A 21,467-nucleotide genomic window follows, 5' to 3' on the forward strand; every position below is an offset into this window, starting at 1 on the left:
AGTCGCCACAAGAGTATAGAAGAGGATCATGGCCGACACGAACACTGTCCTTGACATCATCGCCCACGTCGCTGGCCGGGAGGTCTCCCCCACCGACACGCTTCGCGACGGCCTGGGGCTCGACACCCTCGCCCTCATTGAGCTTGCGGTCCGTGTGGAGGACGCCACCGGCGTGCGCTCCGACACCTTCGCTTTTTCCAGCTTGTCGACGGTTGGGGATGTCCTCGCCCACGTCGCGGAGCATACTTCCACCGATTAACCACTTTTCGCCTGTGGAATTCGCGATTTTCCGCCGAGTTCTCCACAGTTTCGGGCTGTGGCCTGGCGCGCCCGCCACCTGCGCCCTACCGTCGGCACCATGAACGATCTTTTCCCCACCGGCCTCTCCTTCTTCAGGGCCATCGACACGCTTGTCGACGGCGCTGGAGACCCCGCGCGGGCGCTGGCCGACGAGCTCGGGATCCTGACCACAACGGCGGGAAGTCTACTCACCGCAGCCAAGAACTGGCGGAAGGTGAGTGCAGAGGTGGAGCGGAGCGTCGACAAGCTATCGATAGAAAAACTCCGCATCATCTCCCAGGCGATGAACAAGTCGACAGACCCCGAAGAAGTGCGGAACGCACTCATCACCTACGCAACGACCACCACCGCCGCCGGGCGGCCACCCACCGCCGACGAACTCAAGCGGCACGCCAACACCATCGTCGCCACCACCAAACCGAAGAGACCGCGCTGCAGCCTCCTCTTCAGCCGCACCGCAGACCCCACCGGCACCCGCTACGCGCAGCTCGCCCTCCCCAGCGACCAAATGGATAGACTCGAAGCGCTCGTGCACAAATGGTGGCCCGGCGACAAGGAACGCAACAAAGCACCCGCACTGAAAAACGCCATCGGACTGTGGCGACTCATCAACGCCGACCACAGCAAAGAAACCGACGGCAGATGGGACCTCTCGCTCGTCCCCGCATTCGTCATTGCGGCACCCGGCACCAACTACGTGGGAGACGGAAACTTCGTCACTACTTCAGGGGCCATCATCACAGGTGAAGACATCGCCAACGCCCACCTTCGGGACTTCGGGTACGTCACCGTGTACGACGAGCGTGGCAACATCGGCTGCCACTACCTCCTCGAAAAGGAAAGACTCGCCAGCAAAGAGCTACGCTCCGCGCTCGCCATCGACCAAATCTTCTGCGCCGCCGACGGCTGCCACGAACTCGCCATCTACTCCCAAGCCCACCACATCAAAGCCGCCAAATACGGCGGCGAAACCAACGCCAACAACATCCTCCTCGCCTGCATGCCCCACAACGTCCACAACGACGACGACCGCTACACCACAGGCAAAGAGAAAAACGGCTACCTCGCACGCGACGAACACGGCCAAGCCGGACGCAAACTTCCCGGGGAAGAACTCGTCCGACCAAACCAAAACGATGGCGTCCAATACTCCGGGCACGCCATCGCGATGAAGCAGCTCGGGCTCTAGCGGGCGCAGCCACAACAGGGCCTTCGGGCCCTCATTGGCATGCCATTTTTAATCCACGCGCGTGAGAGCAACAGTGAACCCGTAACTTCGGGACAACTCGTCGAGGCGCTCGCGGAGACACTCCACCTCTTCAGGGCTGCCCGTCAAAAGTTGGTTGCATTCGACTGTCCCCCTTCGGCCCGGCGTTCGGCGCCACTGAGTAAACCATTCGGAGAACAGGGGGCTGGTTGCGAAATCCGTCAGCTGGGACGGAGACGGAAGACACTCCACCAGGGCTTGTTCGACGCTTCGCCTCCCCTTCGGGGTGACGCCGTCAAGGTGCATGGTGAAAGTGCAATGGGTGATTGCTGAGTGGGTGGGGAGCCGAAGTGCGTTAGTCATGGGGAAACCTCTGGTTGTTCGTCGAAAAGAAAGCACATTCTGCGTCCTGAAGAGATGCGCCTAAGACGAGGTTCGTCTTCCCCAACGGCCTCGATATGAGACAATTGTCACGCGAATAACTTTGGGCACGCAACCCTCAATAACCACTTCACCCCCCAAACTTTCAACACGAACTTAAAGGTTGTTGACCCAGATTTCTTCATTCGTGTTCATCCACAGGGGCTTCGCCCATTCGCCGAATGCGCGGTCGGTGAGGACCACCATTCCACGACCAGAGGGACGGTGCACCCACAGGTACGTACCCGCCTGCCCGAAGTGTCCGATCGTATCGGCAGGCATAGACGGGCCCGTCCAGTGAGGATTCTTTTCGCCTTTGATCTCGAAACCCAAACCCCAAGGGCACGGTTTGTACGGCCCGTAGCCAGGCACCACGCCGCGAAGCTCCTGGAACTGGATAGTCGTCGCCTCGTCGACAGTGGAGGGGTGAAGAACGCGCGGATTGAGAACCTCCCGAATGAACAACAAAAGATCGTCCACGGTCGATCGGCCACCGAAGCCTGGGTTCCCGTAGATCTCCGTGTGCGTCATGCCGAGCGGCTCGAAAACAGCTTCGCGGACATAGGCCCCGAAGGGGATGTCGGTTTGTTTTTCTATCTCCGCGCCGAGAAGAGCGTAGGCGGAAGACGAATAGATGCGGCGAGTCTCCACGGGCTTTAGGGGCGTCAGGTCGTCGTGGCCGAGCCCTGAAGAATGGGCGAGGAGATGCCGGACGGTAGAGCCGGGCGGGCCAAGGGGCGTCGACAAGCTAAAAACACCCTCTTCGACGGCGACCAGAACAGCGTAAGCAGACAGAAGCTTGGTCACGCTCGCTAACTCAAACACGCCCGACGTCTCCCCGAAGGAGAGGTCGGACGTGGAAGCAGCCGCCACGCGGTCGCAGGGCCAACTGGCGAAATCAATCATGCCTATATGCTAGCGCTGATCCGCTTGTCATCATCCGCCAACACGGACTCATCAAGGACCCTCTCACGGCGGGAAACGATGAGCGGGACGAGGGCCTGACCCGTCACGTTCGTCGCCGTGCGCCCCATATCAATGATCGAATCGACGGCGATGAGAAGCCCCACGCCCTCAAGAGGAAGACCGAGAGTGGACAGCGTGAGCGTGAGCATCACCGTTGCGCCCGTCGTGCCGGCGGTCGCAGCCGAACCGATGACGCACACGAAAGCAATGAGCAGGTAATCGGTAATCGACAAGGGGATGCCGTAGAACTGGCTGACGAAAATCGCCGAAATCGTCGGGTACACCGCGGCGCAACCATCCATCTTGCTCGTCGCACCCAACGGCACAGCAAACGCGGCATAGGCGCGCGGAACACCGAGCGCATCAACCGTCGTGCGCTCCGTCACAGGCATGACACCCATCGACGAGCGGGTGACAAAGCCCAACGAGGTCAGCGGCCACACCTTGCGGAAGAACTGCGAGACGCTGAGACCATTCGCCTTCAGGACCACCGGGTAGATGACGAACATCACAAGGGCCAGGCCGACGTAAATCGCCACGACGAACATGCCCAGCGACGTGAGCGCCTCCCAGCCGTAGGTCGCCACAGCCTTACCAATGAGAGCGGCGGTGCCAATGGGAGCCAGACGGATCACCCACCACAGAACCTTCTGAATCACTTCAAGGACGCTCGCGGACAGCTCGAAGATCGGCTCCGCCTTCTTCCCCACCTGGATCGCGGCGATGCCGAAGGCGATCGAGAGGACCAGAATCTGCAGGATATTAAAGTTCAGCGCCACGCCCGAATCGGTCGCCTTCGCGGACAGACCCAAGATGTTGCTCGGCACAATCGACTGCAGGAAGCCAAGCCACGACCCTTGGGAGGAAGGAGCCGCAGCCGAACCCGCATCCACGGTGGTGTTGACACCCGGCTTAAGCACGAGAGCAACAATGGTCGCAACAATCACGGCAGCAAACGAGGTAATGGCGAACCACAAGAGTGTCTGCCACGCCAGGCGTGCAGCGTTTGTCACCTGGCGCAAATTCGCGATGGAAGTAAGAACCGCCGTGATCACTAGTGGCGGGATAAGCACCTTCAGGAGCGTGACGTAGGCCGAGCCGACCGCCGTCAAGGTGGTGGAAAGCCAGTCAACGCTGAAGGAGCGGGCGATAAAGCCCAGGATAAGGCCGATAATGAGGCCGTAGATAACTTGGACTGCGAAGCCCCTGAAGGGGGAGGGCTTTTTGGCCGTCTCTTCCTTCTGTTTTGTTGCCGTAGTCATGAGTGTCCTTCTTTTGGGGTCATATCATCTTTTTTTGGACCCCTTGACACTAGACCGAACCACCCGGTTTAGTCAATATGAACCACTTTGTCTATTAGCGCTACCTGCGCTTTCTCGCATCCCTGATGGCGTGCGCGGTGGACTCCTTCAGCCAATCGATGCGCCGCATGAGGGGATCCACTTCGCGTACGGTGCGCTCGCCTGCCCGCCTCGTCCACACTTTGACGCTGCGGGAGCCGGGGATGCGGATTTGCGTGGGCATGATCCAGCCTCGCCAGTAGCTGATGGAGGTGAGCAGCCAGCCGATGAGCGCGGCGACGATCATCCCCAGGGCGTCGTAGCCAAGGAAGTGGAAGCCCACCATCGTCGCGGAGGAGAGGAAGGCCGGGACGGCGTAGAGGGTGCGACCACCGAAGATGGAGGGCATTTGCCCGATGGCGATGTCGCGTAGCATGCCGCCACCGATGGGGGTGATGAATCCCAGGGCGATGGCGGATTGCCACGGCAGACCGTAGGTGAGGGCTTTGGTGGAGCCGGCGACGGCCCACACGCCGAGGACAAGGGCATCGCCGTGGTTTTTGATGCGCCCCCACCAGCGGCCGTCGGTGTTGATGAACAGTGAGATGATGCCGCCGATGAGCGCCATTGTCATGTAGATGGGTTCGGCGATGGCGACGGGCGGGCCGACTTGCATGAGGGTGTCGCGGATCATGCCTCCGCCGAGGCCGGTGAAGACGGCGAGGAACAGGGTCCCCATGAAGTCGAGATCGAGACGCCGGGCGATGCCCCCGCCGATGATGCCGTTGAGCAGCACACCGATGAGGTCGAGGGTGGAATAGAGGCTAGTTATCATTGGATCCACGTGTGACACAAAAGCCAATGGTAACGACAAAAGCCTGGATCGTAAAAAGATCCAGGCTTTGATTGCTCCTCCAACTGGGCTCGAACCAGTGACCCTTCGATTAACAGTCGAATGCTCTGCCAACTGAGCTATGGAGGAATATTGCTTCCTTGCAACGTGGATAAACTATAACGGGGTCACCACTTAACTGGCAAATCGCCTGGCCAACGGGCAATTTCTAGGGAACGCGTGGTGGCCTATATACTTTGGTGCGGGGCTATAGCTCAGTCGGTTAGAGCAGCAGACTCATAATCCGTTGGTCCTCGGTTCGAGCCCGAGTAGCCCCACTTGTGGCACCGGGTGGGCTCCCCACTCGGTGCCTTTGGCTTGTCGACATCTGTAAGGTAGGTGGCATGATTCAGTTTGTTGTTGGTGCTGCCGCAGGCTACGTCCTCGGCACCAAGGCGGGCCGGAAACGCTTCGACCAGATCAAGCGCGCCTACACCGCCGCCGTAAACTCCCCCGTCGCGCACAACGCCGTCAAGGCTGGTCGCACAGCGCTGGCCAACCGGCTCGACCCCAACCCGAGGATGCGCGAGGTGAAAAACCTCCGCACAGAGGATGGCAACCAAATCTTGGAACAGGACGACGACTAGAGCTCGTCCACCTCATCCATGTGGGTGCCGTCGGAGTACTCCATGTCGGTGATGCGATCCTCCGGGTCGTACAGCGACACGGTGGCGCCCTCCTCCCGAATGCGGCGCAGTTGTTCCTTCACTACCTGCCTGCCGATGGTGTTGAAACCGGTGACCCTGGACACGTCGAGGACGACACGGGAGGGCGTGGGCGTGTAGCGCAGCAAAGTGGAGGAAATTTCTTCCGCCACGGTGAAGTTGACCCAGCCCTGAAGAGTGATGATGGTCTGGCCGTCGCGCTCGACAATGGAACGCACGCCGGGCACCCGATAGTTGGTGCCGGTGAGCAGGTGGAGATCGAACTGCTTGCTCATCGTGGCAAACGCTTTCCGGCCGCGCACGGAGGTTCCCGTGGGGTCGAGCCGTGGGGAAAACGAGGCGATGCCGAGCCTGCCCGGCAGCGTGCCTATGAGTCCCCCGGACACACCCGATTTGGCGGGGATTCCCACCTGTGTCATCCATCGGCCGGCAAAGTCGTACATGCCGGCGGTGGCCATGACGGACAAGGCGATCCGGGCCGCATCCCGGCCAATTACCCGCTCGCCGGTCACCGGCTGGATCCCGCCGGAGGCGAGCGTCGCTGCCATGACGGCAAGGTCTACGACCGTGACCTCGACGGCGCACTGGTGCACGTAGGTGACCACGGCGTCGTGCGGATCGTCCTCGACAATCCCGAAGGAGTGGAGCATGTGGGCGAGGGCGAAGTTGCGGTCCGCGGTGTCCAGCTCGCTGCCCGCGATGTCCTTATTAACGCGCAACGCACGCCCCGCCAGGCGGGAGAAGAACGTAACAATCTTGTCTATCCGCTCCTCCACGGATGAGCCCGCGCCATTGATGAGCTGGTTGATGGCGATCGCGCCGGCGTTGATCATGGGGTTCATGGGCCGGCCGTCTTCCTCCAGCGATAGCTCGTTAAACGCGTCTCCGCTGGGCTCCACGCCCACTGCGGCGCTGACGGCGTCAAAGCCCCACTCGTCCAGCGCGAGGGCGTAGGTGAACGGCTTGGAGATGGATTGCAGCGAAAACGGGTCGCTATCCCCCACCGCGTAGCAGCGGCCAGTCGTGGTGCACACGGCAAGGCCCAACCGGGCGGGGTCGGTCTCCGCTAGGGCGGGGATGTAATCGGCAACGTCTCCCTCGTCCTCGTCCTTGACGGCGTCAAGAATGCGGGTGAGGTAGTGCGGAATCGGTGAACACATGTATTTATCTTCCCATTGCGCGGTTGACGAGCTCCTGGCGCACCTGCTCGAGGACGAGGAGGTCACTGAACATGGCGTTGTAGGCCTCGGGGTCATCGGAGGGGCGGGTGCGGGACAGCGTCGCCTTGAGGTTGGAAATCTGGTTGGCCACCACGCCCTCTTCCAGGCGGGCAAACGCCGCGTCCATGTACGCCTCGAAGTGGTCGCGGTCGGTGCGGATGTCCTCCACGGCGAGCCCGGAGACGAGGTTCTTCACCGCAGGGTCTGGGATGGCGTCCATGATGTGGCTGATCCAGCCGGCTTTCCCGTCACCGTGGGCGGCCCCGCCGGCGGCGGCGATGCCGTCACGAATCGCCCGGTAGACGGGGTGGAAGAAGCCGTCGGGGTCGAGTTCGTCGAAGGAGCTGCCGGCGAGCTCAGGGGCTTGAAGAGCGATCTTCAGGCTTTCGCGCTGGGGCCACAGGGCCGGGTCGCGGGGGTCGGGAAGCGCGGTGACGGGGTCGGGTGAGACCGGCTCGCGGGTGCGGGGGGTGGCGGTTGGGCGTCGAGAAGCGTCCTCCACCATGCGGGCGAGCTCGTCCTCGTTGAGCCAGCCAACCCACCCGGACAGCTGGAGGGCGTACTGGGAGCGAAGGGCAGGGTCCTTGATGGCGCCAAGCATGGGCACGACACGGCGGACGGCCTGGAGACGCCCCTCGATGGTGTTGACGTCGTACTGGTTGAGCACCGTTTTCACGACGAACTCGAGCATCGGCATGCGGCGGGCGATGAGGTCGCGCACGGCGGCATCCCCCTTGTCTTGCCGCAGCTCACAGGGGTCCATCCCGCCGGGGGCGACGGCGACGAACGATGAACCGGAGAACTCCTGGGAGCCCTCAAAGGCCCGCATGGCAGCCTTCTGGCCTGCCTCGTCGCCGTCGAAGGTGTAGATGATCTCGCCGCGGAAGGTGCGATCGTCGAGCATGAGCCTGCGGATAAGCTGGAGGTGATCGGCGCCGAAGGCGGTGCCACAGCTGGCGACGGCGGTGGTAATGCCGGCTGCGTGCATGGCCATGACGTCGGTGTACCCCTCCACAACCACGGCCTGGTGCCCCTGGGCGATGGAGCGTTTAGCCAGGTCGATTCCAAAGAGCACCTTCGATTTCTTGTACAGCAGCGTCTCCGGGGTGTTCAAGTATTTTCCCAGCTTGTCGTCGTCGAAGAGTTTGCGCGCACCGAACCCGATGACATCGCCGGCGAGGTTCTTGATGGGCCAGATGAGCCGGCGATGGAACCGGTCGATGGGCCCCCGCCTGCCCATGGACGTGACCCCCGCGGCCTCCAGTTCCTCGGCGGAGAATCCCATCTTGAGCAGGTGTTTTGTGAGTGTGTCCCAGCCTCCCGGCGCGTACCCGCAACCGAAGTGGGCGGCATGCTCGGCGGTGAACCCGCGGCCGGTCAAAAACTCCCGCGCCCGCTCTGCTTCCGGTTCTTTTAGCTTGTCGACGAAGAATTTATGGGCCTCGGCGTTGATCTGCACGAGCCGTTGGCGGGTGCCCGATTTTTCGCGCGTCCCCGTACCACCACCCTGGTAATTGATGTGGTAGCCGATTTTGTCGGCGCAGTACTCCACTGCCTCGGGGAAAGTGAGGTGTTCGAGCTTCATGAGGAAGCTGAATACGTCGCCGCCTTCGCCGGAGGAGAAATCGTGGAAGTAGCCGTGGTTGGGGCGGACGTGGAAGGAGGGGGTATTTTCGTCTTTGAACGGCGATAACCCCTTGAGAGAGTCCGCGCCGGCGGGTTTGAGTTGCACGTATTCCCCGACGATGTCCTCGATGGGGGTGTTTTCCCGGATGTAGTCGATATCTTCTTCCGGGATTCGTCCGCGTGCCATGAAACCTCCGATGAAAACCTTGTGCTATCCCCACATTACAATAGGCGTGGTGAAGAAAGGTCCCTGGATTCTCGGTTTCATCCTCGCCGTAGTGGCAGCATACCTCGGCATCGACATGTCTGCCGACGGTGGACAAACCCCCACCGCTTCCTCATCACAGACCGCACCATCTGCGCAGACAACGCCATCTGAGCAGACAGCTTCCTCATCGCAGACCGCACCTTCAGGTGCGATCTGCCCCATCGATTCGCTCCCCAAGGAGGCCAGGCAGGTGACCGATTCCATCGAATCCGGCGGCCCCTACGCCTTCCCCGGCGATGACAATACCCACTTTGGCAATTACCAAAACCGGTTGCCCAAGGAGAATTCGCAGTACTACCGTGAGTTCACCGTTCCCACGCCGGGGACGGGCCACCGCGGTGAGCGGCGCATCGTCGTCGGCGGCGGGACCAGGACGGACCCGGATACGTGGTATTACACTGGCGACCACTACGACACGTTCTGCGAAATCCCAGACGCCGAGGACTAATCAACGAGGGAGGCCCACATGCGACACGTGGTTGTGTTTTTAGGCCTTATTCTCTATGTTCTTGCCGCGGTTCTGGGAAGCGACGCGGGGTGGCTCGCCCAGGTGCTGGGTGTAGTGACGGGGATCGGGCTCGGGGCACCGGCGCTTTACTGGATGCTTGCCCGTTTCCGCCTCACAACCGTTCTCCTGTGCGGCTTCGTGCTTGTAGTCGTGTGGAACTACGTGTACTTGGCCTTCATCGGCCACACGCCGCCGCTTAATTCCGGATTCCTGTGGCGGGTTACTCCTCCCCTTGTCATCCTCGGGCTCGCAGCGCTCGCTCCGAGCAACAACTCGCCTGCTAGCTGAAGAAGGAGTTGAACTCCGCACCTTCGCGGGCGATGCGCTCGAGGCGGGACTCCGTCATGGAGGCGATCTGATCGATGATGACGCGGTGTCGGGCCGGATCCTCGTCGGCGCGCTCAAACCAGGCGGCAAACGCGGGGTCGAGGGTGCCCGGTGCTCCCCCAAGGAGGTATTCGTACACGGTTGCCACGCGGTCGCGCTGCCGGTCCTGGCGCTTGAGGTGCGCCGTGGATTCCATGACGTAGAGCACCGCGAGGGTTTTGAGCAGCTTGATTTCGGCGTCGATCCCCGGGGGCACGATGAGGGTGCCATGATGGCGTCCGAGTGGTGCATCCCCGTTGGCGTGTTTGGTGGCTGTTGTCACCGCGCCCACGAAACGGCCAACGAGCTCGCTCGTCATCGTCTTGAGGGCGATGAGGGAGGTGAACGAGCCGTCGAAAAGCGTCGCCTCCGCAACGGCCGGGAGACCCCGGAGGGTCGCGGCGGCCTCAACGAGGGCCTCGGGTTCGCCACCGAAAGCCTTCGCCCCCTTCTCCGCCAGGGCGGCGAGCTCCACCAGGTCACCGAGGACCCGGAGGTCAATGCGGCCGGCGAGGATCCCGTCCTCCACATCGTGGACGGAGTAGGCAATGTCATCGGAGGCATCCATAATCTGCGCCTCGATCGATTTCTCCTCCGTCTCGATCCCCTGCCGCACCCACTGGAACACGGGCAGGTCATCCTCGTACACCCCGTACTTCTTGCGCCCCTGGGCAGTCCACGGGTACTTGATGGCAGCGTCGAGGGCGGCGCGGGAGAGGTTCAACCCGTACCCCACCACCTTGGGTTCCAGGCGCGTCAAAATACGCAACGTCTGCGCGTTGCCCTCGAACCCGCCACAGTCGCGGGCCAGCTCGTTGAGTGCGACCTCGCCGTTGTGGCCGTAGGGAGGGTGGCCAATGTCGTGGCACAGGCCCGCGAGCTCCGCCAGCGACCCGTCGACGCCGAGCCCCTCCCCGATGCCCCGGGAAATCTGCGCCACTTCCAGCGAGTGGGTAAGGCGGGTGCGCGGGGTGTCCCCGTCGCGGGGGCCGACCACCTGGGTTTTATCCGCCAGCCGGCGCAGTGCAGCGGAGTGGAGGACGCGGGCGCGGTCGCGGGCGAAGACGGACCGGTGGTCCGGCTCGTCGCCGGGCAGGCCACTGCGCTTGGGCTTTTCGGGGGCGAACCGCTCCATATCGAATGCGTCGTAGTGGTACATGATGGCATACCATCCTACCTGTGACGCTGTACTCTGGGTGCTATGAAACGCTTAGTAGGAACCGCACTGGCCGCAGCCACCCTTGTTTTCTCGGCACCGCTGGTACCGCTCACGCCACAGGCAGTGCCCCCGGCACTCGCACAGACGACGAAGGTCCAGCTCACAGACCGCGTCACTGATCGGGCGGGCGTCCTCTCCGAGGAGGAGAAGGCCGACTTAGAGTCCAAGTACACCGAGTTCACGCAGTCCACCGGTCTCGTCCCCTTTTTCGTCTTGTTCCCGGACTTGGGCAGTAGCACCGGCGAGCAGGTAGCTAAGCAACTGTTTTCCGCAAGCGGGGGCGATAACGTCCTCGTGTTCGTCGTGGGCGTGAATGACCGCCAGGTGGGCATGCAGTACGGCGCCGATTGGTCACAGTCCCGTGTGGAGGCCATCCAGAAGAACGCCACGGGGGCGCTCTCAAGCTCGGATTGGGCCGCGGCGGGCCGCACGCTTGCCGGCGGTGACTCCGATGGGTCGGGCTGGTGGTGGCTGCTCGGCGGCGGTGCCGTGGTCGCCGGTGGTGGCGCTGTTGCGGCCTCCCGTGGCCGGAAGAACCGCCGCAAGCAGACGGAGGCCATGGCCCGGGACGCGCGTGAGATTTCGCCTTCCGATGTCAGCCGGTTGTCAAGTCTCCCCACCCCCGTGCTCACCGACCTTGCCTCCGATGTGCTCGTGCGCACCGACGAGGCGGTCCGCCAGTCGAAGAAGGAGCTGGAGCTCGCCCAGCAGGAATTTGGTGCGGAGCGCACGCGCCCGTTCACCAAGGCGATGAACCACGCGACCTCGACGTTGCAGCACGCGTTCGAGCTGCAGAAGCGTCTCACGGATTCCATCCCCGAGTCGGAGGCGGAGCGGCGCGCCATGCTCGTCGATATTGTCAGCTCGTGTGGCACGTCGAATGATGCCTTGAAGGAGAAGGAGGATGAGTTCCGCTCCATGCGCGATACCATCCTTAACGCCGACACTGTAGTCCAGGACTTGTCCTCCAAGGTGGTGAACCTCCACAGGCGTCTGCCTGCGGCCCGGGAGACGCTGTCCACCATGGAGTCCACCCACGGTGCGCAGGCGGTGGATTCCATCCGTGAGAACCCCGAGTTTGCGGAGGCAGCGCTCGCCGAGGCGGAGAAGGCCACCGACGAGGCCCGCACGCTTGCCGGTCAGCCCGCGGGCTCGCAGGGAGGTCTCATTTCCGCTATTCGACGCTCCGAGGAGGCACTGGCCAAGGCAGACGAGCTCCTCACCGCTGTTGAGCACGGTGAGGATAACCTCAAGCTCGCCACCGACAATTTCGAGTCCATCCGGGACGAGGTGGCCGGCGAGATCGAGGAGCTCAAGGGGCTGAGCTCCAGCGCCGAGGCAGCCGGCCTGGTGGACAAGGCCACCGGCGTGCTCGCCGAGGCGAAGGAGACCTACCCCACCGATCCGCTGGCCGCCTACGCCTCGTTGACGGCGATCGACGCGGAGTTGGATGCGCTTATCGATACGCTCCGTGAGGTGAAGGCCACCCACGAGCGCAACGTGCAGCTGCTCAACCAGACGCTGCAGAGCTCCCAGGCCACCATCCAATCGGCGGAGGACTTCATCGCCACCCGTGGCCGGGCGATCGGTTCGCGTGCCCGCACGTTGCTGGCGCAGGCGCAGCAGACGCTGGCCAAGGCGATGTCGGCGGGGCGAACGGATCCGCAGAAGGCGTTGCCTCTGGCCAGTGAGGCGGGCCAGCTTGCTCAGAGGTCTTTGCAGGCGGCCAAGCGCGACTTTAGCGATTACCAAGACTCGATGCAGACCCGCCGCGGCGGGGGTGGCGGCGACCTCTTCACCGGCCTGTTGCTCGGCTCCATGCTCAACGGCGGTGGATTCGGCGGCTTCGGTGGCGGCGGAGGCGGCAGCTTCGGCGGTGGCGGCGGAGGCGGCTCCTGGGGCGGCCGCTTCTAAAACGGCCCCGCGAAAGCGGGGCCCCAGCTAACGCAGGCCCCCAGCTTCCGCAGGCCCCCAGCTTCCGCAGGCCCCCAGCTTTAGCTGGGGGCCTGTTTGGTACGTCTTTAGATCCGGGGACGCCGCACCGGGGCGTCGACAAGCACACACACCCAGGTGAGGAAAACCGCATCGAGGAGAGGAATGTCCTCCACGAGCGGACCGTCGTGAACCTCAACCTGACCGTTCGCGCGGGGGCGGACGTAGGCGTACACCCCACCGTCGAGGGTGGTGATGCCCCGCACCTTCCGCCACGTCGACGTGCGGGCGAGAGTATAGCGACGATCCCCACACGTCGCGTCGAGGTTGGCGACGGTAAAACCGCGCTGGGAAACCGTGAAAATATCGCCATCACTCGTGGTCGCGCGGCACTTGAAATGAAAATTGGTGGCGAGCGCCTCGATGAGGATGTTCTGATCGGCTACATGAATGATGTCAGCGCGCACCGAAGCCATCTGGGTGCCGAGGGAGTCAATGAGATTATTGTCCCTCCACACCCAGCTCGGCTCATGAAAATCCATGGGGCCTACAGTAGTACGACCAGCAACCCGAGGACGCTCAACCCGATGAGGGCCATCGTGGTGATCCCCGTGTTGCGCACCATGGAAGCCATGAGGAGCTCCCGTGCCGTCCATGCAAGGAACACCGCTTGCTCCTCGGGCAACTCCTTGTCAAAGGTGATGACAGGCTGGCGCACACCGTGGCTCGCGCCGGTGAACTGGCCCACGTAGTCGCCGGCGGGGTCGAGGATGACCCAGTCGGATTTCACCTCGTTATCGAGCACGAAATCCGTGCTACCGGCATGCACCTCGACGCGGTCGGCCTTGGCCAGGGGCTCCTCATCCTTGGTGGTGACCACCCAATCGGGCGCATCCGTGCGACGCAGGCCGGTCTTGTCCTTAGCAAGTGTCCACTCTTTGCCGCCCACCGTGGCGGATTCCTCCGTAAACGTGGCAACCTGTGCGCCGTCGTGATACAGGGGCAACACGCCGTCCTTGGGCGGCTTGAATTCCAGCTTCATCCCTACATTCTCGTTAGCAGCCAATGAGCTTACCCGCCAGGTAGGACTCGAGCTCATCAATCTTCACGCGCTCTTGCGCCATGGAGTCACGGTCACGAACCGTGACGGCGTGATCCTCGAGCGAGTCGAAGTCGACGGTAACGCAGTACGGCGTTCCGATCTCGTCCTGGCGACGGTAGCGGCGACCGATCGCGCCGGAGGTATCGTAATCGACGTTCCAGTGCTGGCGCAGCGTCTGGGCGATCTCCTCCGCCACGGGCGTGAGCGTGTCCTTCTTGGACAGTGGCAGGACGGCCACCTTGACGGGCGCGAGGCGCGGGTCGAGGTGCAGCACGGTGCGCTTATCGGTGCCACCCTTCGCGTTTGGCACTTCTTCTTCCTCGTACGCATCCACGAGGAAGGCCATCATGGCGCGGCCGAGGCCGGCGGCGGGCTCAATAACGTACGGCAGGTAGCGCTCGCCGGTGGCCTGGTCGAAGTAACGCAGGTCCTCGCCGGAATGCTTCATGTGGGTGCCGAGGTCAAAGTCCGTGCGGTTAGCAATGCCCTCCAGCTCACCCCACGTGGAGCCCTGGAAGTGGAACGCGTACTCGATGTCCACGGTGCGCTTGGAGTAGTGGGAGAGCTTCTCCTTCGGGTGCTCGTACAGGCGCAGGTGATCGGGGTTAATACCGAGGTCGGTGTACCACTTGTGGCGCAGATCGATCCAGTACTGGTGCCACTTCTCGTCCTCGCCGGGCTTGACAAAGAACTCCATCTCCATCTGCTCGAACTCGCGGGTGCGGAAGATGAAGTTACCGGGGGTGATCTCGTTCCTGAAGCTCTTACCAATGTTGCCAATGCCGAACGGGATCTTGGACCGCGAGGTGGTGAGGACGTTCTTGAAGTTCACAAAGATGCCCTGCGCGGTCTCGGGGCGCAGGTAGTGCAGGCCCTCTTCGTCGTCGACAGGCCCGAGGAACGTCTTGAGCATGCCGGAGAAGTCGCGCGGCTCGGTCCAGTTGCCGGGCTGGCCGGTCTCCGGGTCGTTGACATCGGCCAGGCCGTTGGGGGCCGGGTGGCCATGCTTCTCCTCGTAGGCCTCCAGCAGGTGATCGGCACGGTAGCGCTTGTGCGTGTAGAGGGACTCAACCAGCGGATCGTGGAACACCTCCAGGTGCCCGGAGGCGACCCACGTCTGGCGCGGCAGGATCACCGACGAATCGATGGCGACGGTGTCCGGCCGGGAGGTGATCATCGTGCGCCACCACTGGCGCTTGACGTTTTCCTTCATCTCCACACCGTACGGGCCGTAGTCCCACGCGGAGCGCGTGCCACCGTAGATCTCACCACAGGGGTACACAAACCCACGACGCTTGCACAGATTTACTACGCTATCCAACACTGACCCTTGAGCCATCGTTTTCCCTTCCACAAAAATTGACGTGTAGTCACATCCTACCTGGTGCCCGCCATCGCCCGTACATCTGGCGAGACCATGCCATTATCTGCTCGTGCAGAGTTGGCCAAAATGTGCGACACTGAGATTGGAAAGCGGTGTAACGTTGCTTCCTACGTTCATCGCCCCCGGTTACTGGATCACCCCATCAGGCCATATTAAAATAAGCGGAAACGCATATTTACCCTGATTGGGTGCGCGAGTTCAGTCGCCCTAGCAATTAAACATATGACCCATATATTCTGATGTTTAATAAAAACTGGATTGGGCTGCCGACCATTCGTGATCCGACGGAGCAATTTAGCATCACATAGATGTCGTACGTGCGTACGGGAAAAGAGGGATAACCGTCATGAGTAATGATCACTCCGCTCCTCGTGTCCACAACGTGATGCCCGATTCTTCCGGGCGTTTCGAGCTCGTCGACGCCACCACCGTGCTCTCCCACACTCCGATCACCGAGGCCCAACAGTCGTCCGTCCTGTCCACCGTGCGCGCCCTCGACTCACCGCTGCGCCTCACCATCGTGCTGCTGCTCACCCAGGGTGAAAAGCGGGTGCACGAGCTGGTCAAAGAGACGGGGGCCAGCCAGCCGCTCGTGAGCCAGCACCTCAAAGTGCTCAAGGAATCCGGGCTAGTGACAAGCCACCGTGTCGGGCGCGAGAAGGTATATTCGCTCAGCTCCGATAAGCCGTCGATCATCATCCTCGCGTGCCTCCAGCAGGACCTTTAACCTTCCTGGTCTATACTTGCCACAATCACGTGTGAAAAGGAGTGGCTACTGTGAATTCGTCATCTGCTTCATCCCGCGGAGCGGTACCAAAGATTGGGCAGCGACGGACGCGGCAAAAGGCCGCGGTGGTCAGTGTGCTGCGATCCCTCGACCACTTTTCCTCCGCCAAGGCGATCCATGAGGAGCTCACCTCCAGGAAACTGTCCGTGGGGCTGACCACTGTGTACCGCACGCTCCAGTCGCTTGTTGATCTCGGCGAGGTGGACGTGCTGCACACCAACTCCGGTGAGGCGCTCTATCGCCACTGCTCGCACGAGGGCCACCACCATCACCTCGTGTGCGAACGGTGCGGGTCCACGGTAGAAATCGAGGGCGGGCCCGTGGAGGAATGGGCGCGCGCCCAGGCATCGCGCCGCGGATTCACGCTGACGAGCCACACCGCCGAGGTGTTCGGGCTGTGCCCCGCCTGCGCGGCTACAGCAAGAAGCTAAAGCCGAGGCCAAGCACGTAGGTCACGGCCGCCGCCCCAAACCCCAGGCCCAGCTGCCGCAGCGCCCTCTTCATCGGGCTCGCACCGCTCATCACGCCGACGAAACCGCCGGTCACCATGAGGGCACAGCCGACAAGCACGAGCGACACGCACGTGGCCACGGCGATGCTCACGGGGAAGAGGAACGCGACGATCGGCACAAACGCCCCCATCGCGAAGAAGCAGAAACTGGCCAGCGCCGCCGCGGCACCGCTGCCCACCACCTGCGAGCTGCGGGCCTCAAACAGCCCACCGACACCGGAGAATACGTCGCCGGCGGCCTCACGCGTGGCGTCGTCCGGAGCCGCTTTCGAATTGGTAATCGCCTCGTGGGCGAGCGCCGTCGCCTCGTCGGCCCCCATCCCACGGGCGCGGAAAACGAGCGCCAGCTCGTTTTCCTTCAAATCAAGGGCCGGAAGGGCCGAGGAAGCCGTCCGCGAATCGAGCGTCGAGGCGTCGAGAAGCTCCTTTTGAGAGCTGACGGAGACGAACTCACCGGCGGCCATGGATAAAGCGCCGGCGAGCAGGCCAGAGACGCCGGTGAGGAGGACCACCTGATTGCTCACGCCACTGCCCACCATGCCGATGACGAGCGCCAGGTTGCTCACCAGCCCGTCGTTGGCGCCGAACACGGCAGCACGGAAGTTACCGGAGAGCTTCTCGCGGCCCGTCGCTGCCAGGCCACGCACGATCTCGGCGTGAATTTTCTCGTCAGCGGTCAGCCGATCGGTGGCATCGGCATCGGACTCGTAGGGGCGGCGCTGCTCCGCAGCCTGCAAGAGCGCCAGGGTGAACACGGAACCGAAGCGGCGGGCAAGGGTGCCCACCACCCGCGTCTCAAAGCTCGGGCGCACCGTCTTGTTGGCGTAGGGGCCGAGCATGTCCTCCCAGTAGCGCTCGTGCCGGGCCTCCGCCTGCGCCACTTTCTCCAGGATCTCCTTCTGCTCGCCCGTCGCCTGGGCGGCGAGCGCCCGGTACGTCCGCGCTTCCTCCCGCTCGTTGGCGAGGTACTTTCTCCACCTGCGGATCCGCTTTTGGGAAGGCACTACTTCACGCCCCCGAAACGGCGGTCGCGCTTCGCGTACTCAAGGCACGCCTCGTACAGGTTCTCCTTGGTGAAGTCCGGGAACAGCGTGTTTTGGTACACCATCTCGGCGTAGGCGGACTGCCACAAGAGGAAGTTGCTTGTCCGCTTCTCCCCCGACGGCCGCAGGAACAGGTCCACATCGGGCATGTCCGGCTCGTCGAGGAACCGGGCAAACGTCTTCTCCGTGATCTGCTCGGGGCGCAGCTCCCCCGCGCGGGCCCGGCGGGCGATCTCGCGGGCGGCGTCGACGATCTCCGCCCGCCCCCCGTAGTTGACGCACATGTAGAACGTCATGTTCGTGTTGTCCTTGGTCAGCTCCTCGGCCTTCTCCAGCTCGCGGATGACGGACCGCCACAGCCGCGGGCGCCTCCCGGCCCACCGCACGCGCACGCCCTTCTCGTGGAGGATGTCGCGCTGCCGGTGGAGGACGTCGCGGTTGAATCCCATGAGGAACCGCACCTCGTCTGCGGAGCGGCGCCAGTTCTCGGTGGAGAAGGCGTAGGCGGACAGGTACGGGATGCCGAGCTCGAGGCAGGCGTCGATGATGTCCATGAGGACGGCTTCGCCCCGCTTGTGGCCCTCGGTGCGCACCATCCCCCGCTCCTGCGCCCACCGGCCGTTGCCGTCCATGACGAGGGCGATGTGCGTGGGGAGGAACTCTTTCGGGATATCTGGTTTCACCCCACCCATTCTGCCACGACCGGTCCTCCGCTTATCGACGCCCCGTCACCGCGCCCGGTCACCGGCACGCGCAGGGCTTACGCTTCGTTGAATTTTTGCAGCGCCGCCACGCGGCGCTCGAGGTGGAAGGTGACAAACGAGGTTGTCAGGTTGTGCGCCTCGGCGATGCGGGCGGGCGAGGTGTCGGCGGCCGCCTGCGGCCCGGCGTGGATGTACAGCCACATGAGGTGCAGGGTCTCCGGGTCGGGGGTGGCCGACCCCGGCAGCCGGCACCGCTCGCACAGGGCGCCGCCTGCGCCGGCATGGAACACGTGGTGTGGGCCCGGTTTCCCGCATTGGGCGCAGTCAAACAGCGAGGGCGGCCAGCCCACATCGCTCATGATATGGAGGAGGAACGTGTCCAGGGTGGGGGTGACGTTCTCCGTCTGGTTGAGCTCAGTCAGGGCCGTAACGACGCGGTCGTAGATCCCCTCCGGGTCGGCGCCGAGGCTTATTTTCTCCGCCGTCTCAAGCACGGTGGCGCCTGCGGTGTAGCGGACGTAATCGTCGATCAGCCGGCCGAAGAACATGACCGTATCCGCGCCGGTGATGGACTCCAGGTTGCGCCCCTTGTACAGCTGCACGTCGAGCTCCACAAACGGCTGCAGCCGCGAGCCGAACCTGCTGCGGGTGCGGCGCACCCCCTTGGCCACGCCCCGCACGATGCCCCGGGTGCGGGTGAGGAGCACAAAAATGCGGTCCGCCTCGCCGAAATCGTAGGTGCGGACGATGAGTGCCCGCTCCCGATACGAGCCGCGCCGCACTGCCTAGAAGCCCAGCTTACCCAGGGCCTTGGGGTCGGACTGCCAGTTCTTCAGCACCTTGATGCGCAGGTCAAGGAACACGTTGTGGCCGGTGAGCTCGATGAGGGAGCGCCGGGCATCCGTGATGATGCGCCCCATCCGCTTTTGCAGGATGCCGCGCTGGCCGGGGCGTTCGACGTAGATGATGGCGTGGATGGCCTGCTTGCCGGGGTCTTTCTCCGTCGGCTCGTCGAGCACCTCGTCGATCTGCACGGCCACAGAGTGCGGCAGCTCGTCCTTGAGGCCGGTCAGCGCCGCCTCGCGGATGAGCTCCGCCATGCGCGTCTCCGTGTCATCATCGGTGAGGTGGGTATCGGGGTAGAACTTCGGCCCCTCCGGAAGCTTGTCCACGATGACGTCGACGAGTACGTCGAGCTGCTCGGCCTTCACGGCCGAGACGGGGACCACCTCGCAGTCGCCGCCGAGCAGATCGTGCAGCGCCTGCAGCTGGACGAGCACCTCGTCCTTGGACACCTTGTCAATCTTTGTCACCACGCCGATGAGGGTGGTCTTGGGTGCCACCTTGCGCACGGCGTCGAGGATCCACCGATCCCCAGGGCCGATCTTCTCGTCGGCGGGGATGGTGAGGGCGATGACGTCCACGTCCGCGTACGTCTCCTTCACCTGCTCGTTGAGGCGCTCGCCAAGCAGCGTCCGGGGCCTGTGCAGCCCGGGGGTATCCACGACGATGACCTGCGCGTTATCCCTGTGCACGATGCCGCGGATGGGGTGGCGGGTGGTTTCCGGCTGGTTCGCCGTGATGGCGATCTTCTGTCCCACCAGCGCATTGGTGAGGGTGGACTTGCCGGTGTTCGGCCGGCCAACAAAGCTGACGAATCCGGAACGGAAGCCTTCGGGGGTGTCGGTGAACAAGTGCGGATCCTTCGCTAATCGTCGGTCGGGTCTGAGGTATCGCTTTGATCATACCCCGGCCTCAGCGCCTCGGTATCAACCGTGACCACCACGCTTGTCACCCGCATCCGGCCGCGCCGGTCCTTCTTGCCTTCGGCCGTGAGCGCCAGGCCACTGGTGTGCACCGTCGAGCCGGGCAGCGGCACGCGCCCCAACTCGTAGGCGATGAGCCCGCCGACGGTATCCACCGTGTCGTTGATGTCCTCGGTGAATTCCAGCTCCTCGCCGTAAGACTCCTTGACCATGTCCGACAGGTCTTCCAGACTGAGCCTGGACACCACCCGGTACGTGTCATCCCCGAGCGCCACGATGGGGGCGACCTCTTCGTCGTCGTATTCGTCGGCGATCTCGCCCACGATCTCCTCGAGGATGTCCTCAATGGAAATGAGGCCCGCGATGGCGCCGTACTCGTCCACGAGCACGGCGATGTGGTTGCGGCGCTTTTGCATATCATGAAGAAGATCGTCGAGGTTCTTCGAGTCCGGGACGAACGTCGCCTCCCGCATGATGTCTTTCACCGTGACGGATTTTCCGCCGTCGGCATGGGAGTAGGTCTCGGCCACGAGATCTTTGAGGTAGACGATTCCCACGATATCGTCCACGTTCTCTCCCACCACGGGGATGCGGGAGTGACCGGAGCGCACACACAGGGTGGTCGCCTGCCCGGCCGTCTTCTCCTCCTCGATCCAGATCATGTCCGTGCGAGGCACCATGACGGAGCGTGCAGTGGTCTGCGCGAGGTCGAACACGGACTGGATCATCCGGCGCTCGTCCACCTCCACAACACCCTTTTCCTGGGCGATATCCACCATCTCCCGCAACTCCACCTCCGTGGAGTACGGTCCCTCGCGGAAACCGCCACCTGGGGTCACCTTGTTACCAAGCCAAATGAGGAATGTGGCTACCGGCCCTAAGATCGTTCCCACAATGGTGAGGAGAGGTGCCGCTTTGAGGGCCGTGGAATACGGCGACTGTTTGCCGATGGAACGCGGGAGCACGCCCACGAACACGTAGCTGACGAGGCTCATCACAACGATCGTCACAACCATGGCGACGCTCAGGCGGTCGATGATCTCAAAGGCCACGGCGCACGCGAACACCGCGGCGGTGACATCGAGCACGGTCTGCCCCAACACCAGGAGGTTGATATAGCGGGCCCGGTTTTCGGCCACCCGCTTGAGCCGTGCGGCACCCCGCACATCGTCTTTTTCCATCTCCTCCACGCGGGCGATGGAGATCCCGGAGAGCGCGGAATCCGCCGTCCGGCACAGGCCGGACAGGATGAGGGCGACGATGGCGACGAGGCTATAGAGGTACGACTCGATCATGGTGGC

23 protein-coding genes and 2 tRNA genes are annotated in these 21,467 nt (G+C 63.2%); 9 read left to right on the forward strand and 16 right to left on the reverse strand.

What is annotated here, in order from left to right; genetic code table 11:
* Positions 1-28 precede the first annotated feature (28 nt).
* Both HMPREF1219_RS05090 and HMPREF1219_RS12185 read left to right on the forward strand, forming a co-directional pair.
* Positions 29-259, forward strand: coding sequence for an acyl carrier protein (locus tag HMPREF1219_RS05090; protein WP_016457821.1), 231 nt, complete (start codon positions 29-31; stop codon positions 257-259).
* A gap of 99 nt (positions 260-358) precedes the next feature.
* Positions 359-1,489, forward strand: a complete 1,131-nt coding sequence (locus tag HMPREF1219_RS12185) for an HNH endonuclease signature motif containing protein (RefSeq protein ID WP_156823205.1) — start codon at positions 359-361, stop codon at positions 1,487-1,489.
* Between the two features lie 48 nt (positions 1,490-1,537).
* On the opposite strand, the gene HMPREF1219_RS12450 is transcribed toward HMPREF1219_RS12185, so the two are convergent.
* The 5 genes from HMPREF1219_RS12450 to HMPREF1219_RS05115 all read right to left on the reverse strand — a co-directional run bounded on the left by HMPREF1219_RS12450 (position 1,538) and on the right by HMPREF1219_RS05115 (position 5,155).
* Complete coding sequence (locus tag HMPREF1219_RS12450; RefSeq protein WP_016457823.1) at positions 1,538-1,870, reverse strand: hypothetical protein; 333 nt, start codon at positions 1,868-1,870, stop codon at positions 1,538-1,540.
* Positions 1,871-2,044: 174 nt separating this feature from the next.
* Positions 2,045-2,833 (reverse strand): serine hydrolase domain-containing protein, encoded by a 789-nt coding sequence (locus tag HMPREF1219_RS05100; protein ID WP_016457824.1) that lies wholly within the window; start codon positions 2,831-2,833, stop codon positions 2,045-2,047.
* A gap of 2 nt (positions 2,834-2,835) precedes the next feature.
* A complete protein-coding gene (locus tag HMPREF1219_RS05105) occupies positions 2,836-4,155 on the reverse strand; it encodes a dicarboxylate/amino acid:cation symporter (RefSeq protein WP_016457825.1) in 1,320 nt (439 codons plus the stop codon).
* Between the two features lie 100 nt (positions 4,156-4,255).
* Positions 4,256-5,008, reverse strand: a complete 753-nt coding sequence (locus tag HMPREF1219_RS05110; RefSeq protein ID WP_016457826.1) for a trimeric intracellular cation channel family protein — start codon at positions 5,006-5,008, stop codon at positions 4,256-4,258.
* A gap of 74 nt (positions 5,009-5,082) precedes the next feature.
* Positions 5,083-5,155: transfer RNA gene (locus HMPREF1219_RS05115), tRNA-Asn, on the reverse strand.
* A 114-nt stretch (positions 5,156-5,269) separates the two neighbouring features.
* On the opposite strand from HMPREF1219_RS05115, the gene HMPREF1219_RS05120 reads away from it, so the two are divergent.
* Positions 5,270-5,343: transfer RNA gene (locus tag HMPREF1219_RS05120), tRNA-Ile, on the forward strand.
* 66 nt (positions 5,344-5,409) lie between these two features.
* Positions 5,410-5,652: a hypothetical protein gene (locus tag HMPREF1219_RS05125; protein ID WP_016457827.1), complete on the forward strand. Its 243-nt coding sequence runs from the start codon at positions 5,410-5,412 to the stop codon at positions 5,650-5,652.
* Here HMPREF1219_RS05125 and HMPREF1219_RS05130 read toward each other — a convergent pair.
* Positions 5,649-6,890, reverse strand: a complete 1,242-nt coding sequence (locus HMPREF1219_RS05130) for a glutaminase (protein WP_016457828.1) — start codon at positions 6,888-6,890, stop codon at positions 5,649-5,651. The genes HMPREF1219_RS05125 and HMPREF1219_RS05130 overlap by 4 nt on opposite strands.
* Before the next feature lie 4 nt (positions 6,891-6,894).
* Positions 6,895-8,763 carry a DNA primase gene (gene dnaG, locus HMPREF1219_RS05135; RefSeq protein WP_016457829.1) on the reverse strand — a complete coding sequence of 623 codons (1,869 nt, stop codon included), beginning with the start codon at positions 8,761-8,763 and terminating at the stop codon, positions 6,895-6,897.
* Positions 8,764-8,773: 10 nt separating this feature from the next.
* On the opposite strand from dnaG, the gene HMPREF1219_RS05140 reads away from it, so the two are divergent.
* Both HMPREF1219_RS05140 and HMPREF1219_RS05145 read left to right on the forward strand, forming a co-directional pair.
* The gene (locus HMPREF1219_RS05140; RefSeq protein WP_016457830.1) at positions 8,774-9,292 is read left to right on the forward strand and encodes a guanyl-specific ribonuclease; all 519 of its coding nucleotides are present in this window, start codon (positions 8,774-8,776) and stop codon (positions 9,290-9,292) included.
* Between the two features lie 18 nt (positions 9,293-9,310).
* Positions 9,311-9,640, forward strand: a complete 330-nt coding sequence (locus HMPREF1219_RS05145) for a hypothetical protein (RefSeq protein WP_016457831.1) — start codon at positions 9,311-9,313, stop codon at positions 9,638-9,640.
* Here HMPREF1219_RS05145 and HMPREF1219_RS05150 read toward each other — a convergent pair.
* A complete protein-coding gene (locus HMPREF1219_RS05150; RefSeq protein ID WP_016457832.1) occupies positions 9,633-10,877 on the reverse strand; it encodes a deoxyguanosinetriphosphate triphosphohydrolase in 1,245 nt (414 codons plus the stop codon). The genes HMPREF1219_RS05145 and HMPREF1219_RS05150 overlap by 8 nt on opposite strands.
* A gap of 42 nt (positions 10,878-10,919) precedes the next feature.
* Here HMPREF1219_RS05150 and HMPREF1219_RS05155 point away from each other — a divergent pair, with 42 nt between their 5' ends.
* Positions 10,920-12,851: a TPM domain-containing protein gene (locus tag HMPREF1219_RS05155; protein ID WP_016457833.1), complete on the forward strand. Its 1,932-nt coding sequence runs from the start codon at positions 10,920-10,922 to the stop codon at positions 12,849-12,851.
* A gap of 107 nt (positions 12,852-12,958) precedes the next feature.
* Here the strand turns inward: HMPREF1219_RS05155 and HMPREF1219_RS05160 are convergent, their stop codons facing one another.
* The 3 genes from HMPREF1219_RS05160 to HMPREF1219_RS05170 are packed head-to-tail and all read right to left on the reverse strand — an operon-like array spanning position 12,959 to position 15,310.
* Entirely contained in the window at positions 12,959-13,411 is a 453-nt protein-coding gene (locus HMPREF1219_RS05160) for a hypothetical protein (RefSeq protein WP_016457834.1), read from the reverse strand.
* 5 nt (positions 13,412-13,416) lie between these two features.
* Positions 13,417-13,911: a hypothetical protein gene (locus HMPREF1219_RS05165; protein ID WP_016457835.1), complete on the reverse strand. Its 495-nt coding sequence runs from the start codon at positions 13,909-13,911 to the stop codon at positions 13,417-13,419.
* Between the two features lie 13 nt (positions 13,912-13,924).
* Positions 13,925-15,310, reverse strand: a complete 1,386-nt coding sequence (locus tag HMPREF1219_RS05170) for a glycine--tRNA ligase (protein ID WP_016457836.1) — start codon at positions 15,308-15,310, stop codon at positions 13,925-13,927.
* 391 nt (positions 15,311-15,701) lie between these two features.
* Between HMPREF1219_RS05170 and HMPREF1219_RS05175 the strand changes: the two genes are divergently transcribed.
* Positions 15,702-16,082 carry an ArsR/SmtB family transcription factor gene (locus HMPREF1219_RS05175; protein WP_016457837.1) on the forward strand — a complete coding sequence of 127 codons (381 nt, stop codon included), beginning with the start codon at positions 15,702-15,704 and terminating at the stop codon, positions 16,080-16,082.
* Between the two features lie 50 nt (positions 16,083-16,132).
* The gene (locus tag HMPREF1219_RS05180) at positions 16,133-16,573 is read left to right on the forward strand and encodes a Fur family transcriptional regulator (protein WP_016457838.1); all 441 of its coding nucleotides are present in this window, start codon (positions 16,133-16,135) and stop codon (positions 16,571-16,573) included.
* Here HMPREF1219_RS05180 and HMPREF1219_RS05185 read toward each other — a convergent pair.
* The 5 genes from HMPREF1219_RS05185 to HMPREF1219_RS05205 form a co-directional block, all read right to left on the reverse strand.
* Positions 16,557-17,657 (reverse strand): VIT1/CCC1 transporter family protein, encoded by a 1,101-nt coding sequence (locus tag HMPREF1219_RS05185; protein WP_016457839.1) that lies wholly within the window; start codon positions 17,655-17,657, stop codon positions 16,557-16,559. The two genes, HMPREF1219_RS05180 and HMPREF1219_RS05185, sit on opposite strands and share 17 nt — an antisense overlap.
* The gene (locus tag HMPREF1219_RS05190) at positions 17,657-18,388 is read right to left on the reverse strand and encodes an isoprenyl transferase (RefSeq protein WP_016457840.1); all 732 of its coding nucleotides are present in this window, start codon (positions 18,386-18,388) and stop codon (positions 17,657-17,659) included. The genes HMPREF1219_RS05185 and HMPREF1219_RS05190 overlap by 1 nt, the downstream gene beginning before the upstream one ends.
* 68 nt (positions 18,389-18,456) lie before the next feature.
* Positions 18,457-19,182: a DNA repair protein RecO gene (recO, locus tag HMPREF1219_RS05195; protein WP_016457841.1), complete on the reverse strand. Its 726-nt coding sequence runs from the start codon at positions 19,180-19,182 to the stop codon at positions 18,457-18,459.
* A gap of 3 nt (positions 19,183-19,185) precedes the next feature.
* Positions 19,186-20,094, reverse strand: a complete 909-nt coding sequence (era, locus tag HMPREF1219_RS05200; RefSeq protein ID WP_016457842.1) for a GTPase Era — start codon at positions 20,092-20,094, stop codon at positions 19,186-19,188.
* A 14-nt stretch (positions 20,095-20,108) separates the two neighbouring features.
* Positions 20,109-21,458 carry a hemolysin family protein gene (locus HMPREF1219_RS05205; RefSeq protein ID WP_084594700.1) on the reverse strand — a complete coding sequence of 450 codons (1,350 nt, stop codon included), beginning with the start codon at positions 21,456-21,458 and terminating at the stop codon, positions 20,109-20,111.
* Between the last annotated feature and the right edge of the window lie 9 nt (positions 21,459-21,467).

This window comes from Corynebacterium pyruviciproducens ATCC BAA-1742 (assembly GCF_000411375.1).
In the GTDB taxonomy this organism is placed as follows: domain Bacteria; phylum Actinomycetota; class Actinomycetes; order Mycobacteriales; family Mycobacteriaceae; genus Corynebacterium; species Corynebacterium pyruviciproducens.

What these genes read in the sequence shown, in the direction of transcription:
- HMPREF1219_RS12185 (WP_156823205.1), top strand. Translation starts at nt 359, where the DNA reads ATGAACGATCTTTTCCCCACCGGCCTCTCCTTCTTCAGGGCCATCGAC.
- HMPREF1219_RS05125 (WP_016457827.1), top strand. Translation starts at nt 5,410, where the DNA reads ATGATTCAGTTTGTTGTTGGTGCTGCCGCAGGCTACGTCCTCGGCACC.
- HMPREF1219_RS05100 (WP_016457824.1), bottom strand. Translation starts at nt 2,833, where the DNA reads ATGATTGATTTCGCCAGTTGGCCCTGCGACCGCGTGGCGGCTGCTTCC.
- HMPREF1219_RS05105 (WP_016457825.1), bottom strand. Translation starts at nt 4,155, where the DNA reads ATGACTACGGCAACAAAACAGAAGGAAGAGACGGCCAAAAAGCCCTCC.
- HMPREF1219_RS05150 (WP_016457832.1), bottom strand. Translation starts at nt 10,877, where the DNA reads ATGTACCACTACGACGCATTCGATATGGAGCGGTTCGCCCCCGAAAAG.
- HMPREF1219_RS05175 (WP_016457837.1), top strand. Translation starts at nt 15,702, where the DNA reads ATGAGTAATGATCACTCCGCTCCTCGTGTCCACAACGTGATGCCCGAT.
- dnaG (WP_016457829.1), bottom strand. Translation starts at nt 8,763, where the DNA reads ATGGCACGCGGACGAATCCCGGAAGAAGATATCGACTACATCCGGGAA.
- HMPREF1219_RS05145 (WP_016457831.1), top strand. Translation starts at nt 9,311, where the DNA reads ATGCGACACGTGGTTGTGTTTTTAGGCCTTATTCTCTATGTTCTTGCC.
- HMPREF1219_RS12450 (WP_016457823.1), bottom strand. Translation starts at nt 1,870, where the DNA reads ATGACTAACGCACTTCGGCTCCCCACCCACTCAGCAATCACCCATTGC.
- HMPREF1219_RS05170 (WP_016457836.1), bottom strand. Translation starts at nt 15,310, where the DNA reads ATGGCTCAAGGGTCAGTGTTGGATAGCGTAGTAAATCTGTGCAAGCGT.
- HMPREF1219_RS05165 (WP_016457835.1), bottom strand. Translation starts at nt 13,911, where the DNA reads ATGAAGCTGGAATTCAAGCCGCCCAAGGACGGCGTGTTGCCCCTGTAT.
- HMPREF1219_RS05110 (WP_016457826.1), bottom strand. Translation starts at nt 5,008, where the DNA reads ATGATAACTAGCCTCTATTCCACCCTCGACCTCATCGGTGTGCTGCTC.
- HMPREF1219_RS05090 (WP_016457821.1), top strand. Translation starts at nt 29, where the DNA reads ATGGCCGACACGAACACTGTCCTTGACATCATCGCCCACGTCGCTGGC.
- HMPREF1219_RS05130 (WP_016457828.1), bottom strand. Translation starts at nt 6,890, where the DNA reads ATGTGTTCACCGATTCCGCACTACCTCACCCGCATTCTTGACGCCGTC.
- HMPREF1219_RS05140 (WP_016457830.1), top strand. Translation starts at nt 8,774, where the DNA reads ATGAAAACCTTGTGCTATCCCCACATTACAATAGGCGTGGTGAAGAAA.
- HMPREF1219_RS05190 (WP_016457840.1), bottom strand. Translation starts at nt 18,388, where the DNA reads ATGGGTGGGGTGAAACCAGATATCCCGAAAGAGTTCCTCCCCACGCAC.
- HMPREF1219_RS05155 (WP_016457833.1), top strand. Translation starts at nt 10,920, where the DNA reads ATGAAACGCTTAGTAGGAACCGCACTGGCCGCAGCCACCCTTGTTTTC.
- HMPREF1219_RS05160 (WP_016457834.1), bottom strand. Translation starts at nt 13,411, where the DNA reads ATGGATTTTCATGAGCCGAGCTGGGTGTGGAGGGACAATAATCTCATT.